Genomic DNA, 6,976 nt, shown 5'->3' with positions numbered 1-6,976 from the left:
GGCCAACAGATTCAGCTCGGCGTACGGATCGCTCCGCCACCGGCCGACGACGACGCCGTCACCCCGGACGTTTCGGCACCGGTGGACGATCAGGACGCTGACTCGATTACCGAGAACGACGAGACCGACGAGACCGACAGCGGTTCTGGACAGAACTGGCCGAGTTACTTCGCCGAACGTCCCGCCAACACCGACACCTCGGCCGCATCCGGGACCAGCCTCAACCGGCGCTACACCTTCGACACCTTCGTCATCGGGTCCTCCAACCGGTTCGCGCACGCGGCCACCCTGGCCATCGCCGAAGCGCCGGCCCGGGCCTACAACCCACTTTTTATCTGGGGCGAGTCCGGTTTGGGTAAGACCCACCTGCTGCACGCCGCCGGCAACTACGCGCAACGACTGTTCCCCGGCATGCGCGTCAAGTACGTCTCCACCGAGGAATTCACCAACGACTTCATCAACTCGCTGCGCGACGACCGCAAGGTCTCGTTCAAGCGCAGCTACCGCGATGTCGACGTGCTGCTCGTTGACGACATTCAGTTCATCGAGGGCAAGGACGGCATCCAGGAGGAGTTCTTCCACACCTTCAACACGCTGCACAATGCCAACAAGCAGATCGTCATCTCCTCCGACCGGCCGCCGAAACAGCTCGCCACGCTCGAGGACCGGTTGCGTACCCGGTTCGAGTGGGGGCTGATCACCGATGTGCAGCCCCCCGACTTGGAGACCCGCATCGCCATCTTGCGCAAGAAAGCACAAGTGGAGCGACTGGCGGTGCCCGACGATGTGCTCGAACTCATCGCCAGCAGCATCGAGCGCAACATTCGTGAACTCGAGGGTGCCTTGATCCGGGTCACCGCGTTCGCCTCGTTGAACAAAACGCCGATCGACAAGTCACTGGCCGAGATCGTGTTGCGCGACCTGATCGCGGACGCCAGCGGCATGCAGATCAGCGCGGCCACCATCATGGCCGCCACCGCCGAGTACTTCGACACGACCGTTGAGGAATTGCGCGGCCCCGGTAAAGCCCGGCCATTGGCGCAGTCGCGGCAGATTGCGATGTATCTGTGCCGCGAACTGACCGATCTCTCGCTGCCCAAGATCGGCCAGGCCTTCGGTCGCGATCACACCACGGTGATGTACGCCGAACGAAAGATCCGCAACGAGATGGCTGAGCGCCGCGAGATCTTCGACAACGTCAAGGAGCTCACCACCCGCATCCGGCAGCGCTCAAAGCGCTGAAAAGCCCCTTCTTGCTGACTTTTTTCGGAAAAACTTCTCTCCCTCGAGTCACACCAGCATCAGCGCAGCCGTGTGTGTAGTTCTGTGCAGAAACAGTTGAATTACGCGTGCAGCACTCGTCGCCCCGTGCACACAGCTGATTCATCCCCAGCCGTCCAACACCGATCACACAGTCTGTCCCGCTGTCATCCACACCCTCATCCCGTCCTCAAGCTGGGATAAGGCCACCCTGTCCCCAGATTGCACACCCCCTATTACTGATATTGAGTTCTCTTCGTCATTTCTTCTTTGAAGTAGATGCTTGGGGACATCGGACGCTCGGCGTCGTTGGGCAGTCCCTCCGCCGGGTTTGTCACCCTTGGCGATTAGCTTTCCAAGTTGGCACCAGAAGCTCTACGGTTGGTGTTCGACTGCTCTTGCGGTGGTCCCCAACGCCGGCGGGGGAGCTGGCCCAGAGATTTCAACTCACTGTTTAGGTGAAGGGACGCAATGGACGCGGCTACAACACGGGCGGCTACCGACTTGAAGTTTCGTTTGGTGCGGGAGTCCTTCGCCGAAGCGGTGTCGTGGGTCGCCAAGAACCTGCCGTCCAGGCCCACCGTGCCGGTGCTGTCCGGTGTGTTGTTGACCGGTTCCGACGACGGGCTGACGATCTCCGGATTCGACTACGAGGTCTCCGCCGAAGTCCAGATCGCTGCCGAAGTCGCTTCTCCGGGAAGCGTTTTGGTGTCTGGCAGGTTGTTGTCCGACATCACCAGGGCGTTGCCCAACAAGCCGGTTGATTTCTACGTCGACGGCAATCGCGTCGCGTTGACCTGCGGAAGTGCGCGGTTCTCGTTGCCCACGATGGCAGTCGAGGACTACCCGACGCTGCCGTCGTTGCCCGAGGAGACCGGCACGCTGCCGGCGGAGTTGTTCGCCGAGGCCATCGGACAGGTGGCGATCGCGGCCGGCCGAGACGATACGCTGCCCATGCTCACCGGCATCCGGGTCGAAATCTCCGGTGAGACGGTCGTTTTGGCGGCCACCGACCGGTTCCGTCTGGCGGTTCGCGAGTTGACCTGGTCGGCGATGTCCCCGGACATCGAGGCATCGGTGCTGGTACCGGCCAAGACGCTATCCGAGGCCGCCAAGGCGGGCGCCGACGGATCTGAAGTTCGGCTGTCGCTGGGCGCCGGGTCGGCAGTCGGAAAAGACGGTCTGCTGGGCATTACCGGCAACGGCAAGCGCAGCACCACTCGATTGTTGGATGCCGAGTTCCCGAAGTTTCGCCAGCTGTTGCCGGCCGAGCACACCGCGGTGGCGACGATGAACGTGGCGGAATTGACCGAAGCGATCAAGTTGGTGGCGTTGGTGGCCGACCGCGGAGCGCAGGTCCGGATGGAATTCGCGGACGGCATGCTGCGGCTGTCGGCCGGGGCCGACGACGTGGGACGAGCCGAGGAAGATCTGGCCGTCGATTACGCCGGGGACCCTTTGACGATCGCCTTTAACCCGACCTATCTGACTGACGGGCTGGGGTCGTTGCACTCCGAGCGGGTGTCGTTCGGCTTCACCACTCCCGGTAAGCCCGCGTTACTGCGGCCCGCGTCGGCTGAGGACACGGTTCCCACCGGAACCGGCCCGTTTCCCGCAGTCCCGACCGATTACGTGTATCTGCTGATGCCGGTGCGGCTGCCGGGCTGATGCCCGGGGCGCGCTACAGGGGTGCGAAGTAGGTGTACGTCCGGCATTTGACGCTGCGGGATTTCCGCTCCTGGGAACTCGCGGAGCTCGACTTGGCGCCCGGACGCACCGTGTTCGTCGGACGAAATGGCTTCGGGAAGACCAATATCCTTGAGGCACTGTGGTATTCGACTACCCTGGGCTCACACAGAGTCGGTACCGATGCGCCGCTGATCCGCGCGGGCGCCGAACGGGCCGTGGTGTCGACGATCGTGGTCAACGACGGCAGGGAATGCGCGGTAGATCTCGAGATCGCCGCCGGCCGGGCCAACAAAGCGCGGCTGAATCGGTCACCGGTGCGCAGCACGCGCGAAATCGTCGGTGTGTTGCGTGCGGTGTTATTCGCGCCCGAAGATCTGGCACTGGTTCGGGGCGATCCGGCCGATCGGCGCCGCTACCTCGATGATCTGGCTACCGTGCGCCGACCGACTATCGCCGGGGTGCGCGCCGATTACGACAAAGTACTGCGGCAACGCACCGCGTTGTTGAAGTCGTTGGCCGGCGCCCGGTTCCGTGGCGACAACAGCGCGCTGGACACCCTCGAAGTGTGGGACAGCCGACTGGCCGAGCATGGGGCCCAATTGATGGCGGCCCGGATAGATCTGATCAATCAACTGGCACCCGAGGTGGAAAAGGCCTACCAGTTGTTGGCACCCGAATCACGTTCGGCGGCAATAACTTATCGAGCCAGCACCGACACCGTGGTGCCGGGTGCGGCCGGGGCCGCCGACCGCGAGGCGTTGGAAGCCGCATTGTTAGCAGCACTTTCGGCACGCCGCGCCGCCGAACTGGAACGTGGCGTGTGTCTGGTCGGGCCCCATCGTGACGACTTGGAGCTGCGACTCGGCGATCAACCCGCCAAAGGCTTTGCCAGCCATGGGGAATCCTGGTCATTCGCCGTCGCACTTCGGCTGGGGTCCTATGAGTTGTTGCGCGACGATGGGGCCGAGCCGGTCCTGTTGTTGGACGACGTTTTCGCCGAGTTGGATACCAGGCGACGCAGCGCGCTGGCGGCTGTCGCACAGTCCGCGGAGCAGGTGCTGGTGACCGCGGCGGTGCTAGAGGACATTCCGGCCGACTGGGAAGCTAGGCGGGTGCACGTCGAGCTCAAAGACAGCGAACTCGGCCCGGTGTCTGAGGTGGTGGGACCGTGACTGACGATCCATCCGAGCAGGACGCCGTCAATCAACGAGGCCTGGATTTGGTACGGCGGACTCTGGAAGAAGCACGGCAAGCCGCTCGGGCGCGCGGCCAGGACGCCGGCCGGGGACGCGTCGGGGGTGTAACGCCGCGTCGCCGCGTCGCCGGTGGTGGGCGCCGTAGTTGGTCTGGCCCCGGCCCGGACGTGCGTGATCCCCAGCCGCTGGGCCGATTAACCCGCGATTTGGCCAAGCGGCAGGGATGGACGACACAGGTGGCAGAAGGCATGGTGTTCGGTCAGTGGAATGCCGTCGTGGGTCACCAGATCGCCGACCATGCCATGCCCACCGCGCTGAACGATGGCGTGCTGAGTGTGACGGCCGAGTCGACGGCGTGGGCCACCCAGTTGCGGCTCATGCAGGCGCAGCTGCTGGCCAAGATCGCGGCGGCCGTCGGCAACGGCGTGGTGAAGTCCCTGAAGATCACCGGGCCGGCCACGCCGTCGTGGCGGAAGGGACCCCACAGCAGTCCCGGACGCGGGCCGCGCGACACCTATGGTTAGCGGCTTCTGACTGCCGCAAAACCGGCGAAGGGCGTACCGCCTCAGAACCGCCAGAAATTGACGGACTCGCTCCTGGAACGTCGGGACGCGGCTGCAGCGAAGAAATTGAGCGCACGGCGCAATCAGATGGGTAGAAACGCGCCCGCAAAATCGGTCCTGACGGGGCCTCACGGTAGAGTAGACGAATGCGACCGCTGCGGTGATTGAACCGCTCGCATGCAACCCCAAGGAGAGCGTCCCGACCGTGGCTGCCCAGAAGAAGAAGGCACAGAATGAATACGGCGCTTCAGCCATCACAGTCCTGGAAGGTCTGGAGGCTGTCCGCAAACGCCCGGGCATGTATATCGGCTCCACCGGAGAGCGTGGTTTGCACCACCTCATCTGGGAGGTCGTCGACAACTCCGTAGACGAGGCGATGGCGGGTTACGCCACCAAGGTCGATGTGCGGTTGCTCGACGACGGCAGCGTGGAAGTCGCCGACGACGGACGCGGGATCCCGGTGGCCATGCACGCAACCGGCGCGCCCACCGTCGACGTGGTCATGACCCAGCTGCACGCCGGCGGCAAGTTCGGCGGTGAGAACAGCGGCTACACCGTCAGCGGTGGATTGCACGGTGTCGGTGTCTCGGTGGTCAACGCGTTGTCCACGCGACTCGAGGTGGACATCAAGCGCGATGGTCACGAATGGTCGCAGTTCTACGACCGCGCGGTGCCGGGCACGCTCAAGCAGGGTGAGACCACCAGGAAGACCGGGACCACGATCAGGTTCTGGGCCGACCCCGAAATTTTCGAGACCACCCAGTACGACTTCGAGACGGTGGCCCGCCGCCTGCAGGAGATGGCGTTCCTCAACAAGGGCCTGACGATCAATCTCACTGACGAACGGGTGGAGCAAGACGAGGTCGTCGACGATGTGGTCAGCGACCACGCCGAGGCTCCCAAGACCGCCGAGGAAAAGGCGGCCGAATCCAAAGCGCCGCACAAGGTCAAGCACCGCACCTTCCACTACCCCGGCGGCTTGGTCGATTTCGTCAAACACATCAACCGCACCAAGAGCCCGATCCAGCAGAGCGTCATCGACTTCGACGGCAAAGGCACCGGGCACGAAGTCGAAATCGCCATGCAGTGGAACGGCGGTTACTCCGAGTCCGTACACACCTTCGCCAACACCATCAACACCCACGAAGGCGGCACCCACGAAGAGGGTTTCCGCAGCGCGTTGACCTCAGTGGTCAACAAGTACGCCAAAGACAAAAAGCTCCTCAAGGACAAGGACCCCAACCTCACCGGCGACGACATCCGCGAGGGACTGGCCGCGGTCATCTCGGTGAAGGTCGCAGAACCGCAGTTCGAGGGTCAGACCAAGACCAAGCTGGGCAACACCGAAGTCAAGTCGTTCGTCCAGAAGGTGTGCAACGAGCAGCTCACCCACTGGTTCGAAGCCAATCCGTCCGAAGCCAAAACCGTTGTCAACAAAGCGGTTTCGTCGGCACAGGCGCGGATTGCCGCGCGTAAGGCCCGCGAGCTGGTGCGGCGCAAGAGCGCGACGGATCTCGGTGGCTTGCCCGGTAAGTTGGCTGACTGCCGCTCAACCGACCCACGTAAGTCCGAACTGTATGTGGTGGAAGGCGACTCGGCCGGCGGCTCTGCCAAGAGCGGCCGCGACTCGATGTTCCAAGCGATTCTTCCGTTGCGCGGCAAGATCATCAACGTCGAGAAGGCCCGCATCGACCGGGTGTTGAAGAACACCGAAGTCCAGGCCATCATCACCGCGCTGGGCACCGGCATTCACGACGAGTTCGACATCAGCAAGCTGCGCTACCACAAGATCGTGCTGATGGCCGACGCCGACGTTGACGGACAACACATTTCGACGCTGCTGCTGACCCTGCTGTTCCGGTTCATGCGGCCACTACTGGAACACGGTCACGTGTTTCTGGCACAGCCGCCGTTGTACAAGTTGAAGTGGCAGCGCAGCGAGCCCGAGTTCGCCTACTCCGACCGGGAACGCGACGGCCTGTTGGAAGCGGGCCTGAAGTCGGGGAAGAAGATCAACAAAGAAGACGGCATCCAGCGCTACAAGGGTCTTGGCGAGATGGACGCCAAAGAGCTATGGGAAACGACCATGGACCCCTCGGTGCGGGTACTGCGTCAGGTCACCCTTGATGACGCGGCCGCCGCTGACGAGCTGTTCTCCATCCTGATGGGGGAGGACGTCGAGGCTCGGCGCAGCTTTATCACCCGTAACGCCAAGGATGTTCGCTTCCTGGACGTCTAAACCGGTCCGCCTTCGACTATCAGACCCGA

5 protein-coding genes are annotated in these 6,976 nt (G+C 63.3%); all 5 read left to right on the top strand.

Features of this window, described 5'->3' with window-relative positions:
• Window positions 1–1,242, top strand: a 1,242-nt coding sequence (dnaA, locus tag A5634_RS18580) for a chromosomal replication initiator protein DnaA (RefSeq protein ID WP_065145489.1), incomplete at its 5' end; no start/stop codon positions are given.
• A gap of 489 nt (window positions 1,243–1,731) precedes the next feature.
• Window positions 1,732–2,928 carry a DNA polymerase III subunit beta gene (gene dnaN / locus A5634_RS18575; RefSeq protein ID WP_065145488.1) on the top strand — a complete coding sequence of 399 codons (1,197 nt, stop codon included), beginning with the start codon at window positions 1,732–1,734 and terminating at the stop codon, window positions 2,926–2,928.
• A gap of 32 nt (window positions 2,929–2,960) precedes the next feature.
• Window positions 2,961–4,121: a DNA replication/repair protein RecF gene (recF, locus tag A5634_RS18570; RefSeq protein ID WP_065145487.1), complete on the top strand. Its 1,161-nt coding sequence runs from the start codon at window positions 2,961–2,963 to the stop codon at window positions 4,119–4,121.
• A complete protein-coding gene (locus A5634_RS18565) occupies window positions 4,118–4,669 on the top strand; it encodes a DUF721 family protein (RefSeq protein WP_065145486.1) in 552 nt (183 codons plus the stop codon). Before recF ends, A5634_RS18565 begins: the two co-directional genes overlap by 4 nt.
• Before the next feature lie 244 nt (window positions 4,670–4,913).
• On the top strand, window positions 4,914–6,947 hold the full coding sequence (gene gyrB, locus A5634_RS18560; protein WP_065145499.1) for a DNA topoisomerase (ATP-hydrolyzing) subunit B: 2,034 nt from the start codon (window positions 4,914–4,916) through the stop codon (window positions 6,945–6,947).
• Window positions 6,948–6,976 lie beyond the last annotated feature (29 nt).

It is taken from the genome of Mycobacterium asiaticum (assembly GCF_001673365.1).
In the GTDB taxonomy this organism is placed as follows: domain Bacteria; phylum Actinomycetota; class Actinomycetes; order Mycobacteriales; family Mycobacteriaceae; genus Mycobacterium; species Mycobacterium asiaticum_A.
This window is presented reverse-complemented; position numbering and strand designations above follow the sequence as displayed.

Excerpts from the sequence above, each read along its gene's own strand:
- dnaN (WP_065145488.1), top strand. The coding sequence starts at position 1,732 with ATGGACGCGGCTACAACACGGGCGGCTACCGACTTGAAGTTTCGTTTG.